Annotated in this window: 1 protein-coding gene; it reads right to left on the reverse strand. The window is 66.9% G+C overall.

The features are described 5' to 3' along the window. Positions 1-83: 83 nt before the first annotated feature. Positions 84-580: AAA family ATPase (locus FY251_RS20750; protein ID WP_148416847.1), on the reverse strand; the 497-nt coding region annotated here is incomplete at its 5' end.

A 580-nucleotide genomic window follows, 5' to 3' on the forward strand; every position in this document is an offset into this window, starting at 1 on the left:
GAATAACGCAGCGAGAAAATCGCCTGTAAGACGTAACAATCAGCGTCGGTGTGTCGACCGTCGCTATCGAGTGCCGACCGTCGCTACTGGAAGGTGCGACTGGCCGTGCTCTCGTCAGTGACGCCGGGTTCGGCCCGGTCGAAGCGCTGCTCGATTTCGTCGTAGCGCTCGCGGGTCTCCTCGGTGACGCTGGGGCCGACTTCGGAGAGCGCGTGCTCGAAGTGGTCCATCGTCACGCGGACGTTGCTGACACTGTCGCCGATGTCCTCGGGGTCCACGCTGTTGATGAACTCCCGGGTCGCGGCCATCGACGCCTCGCGGGCGACCGCTTCGATGTCCGCGCCGACGTAGCCGTCCGTGCGGCTGGCCAGTTCGTCGAGGTCGACGCCGTCGGCCAGCGGCTTGTCGCGGGTGTGGACCTGGAAGATGGCGCGGCGCGCTTCCTCGTCCGGGACGGGCACATGGACGTGCCTGTCGAGTCGGCCGGGGCGCAGGAGCGCGTCGTCGATGAGGTCCGGCCGGTTCGTGGTCGCGACGACCACGACGTTCTCCATGTCCTCGATCCCGTCCAGTTCCGTCA

This window comes from Haloferax sp. KTX1, assembly GCF_902410085.1.
GTDB classification, from domain to species: Archaea; Halobacteriota; Halobacteria; order Halobacteriales; family Haloferacaceae; genus Haloferax; species Haloferax massiliensis.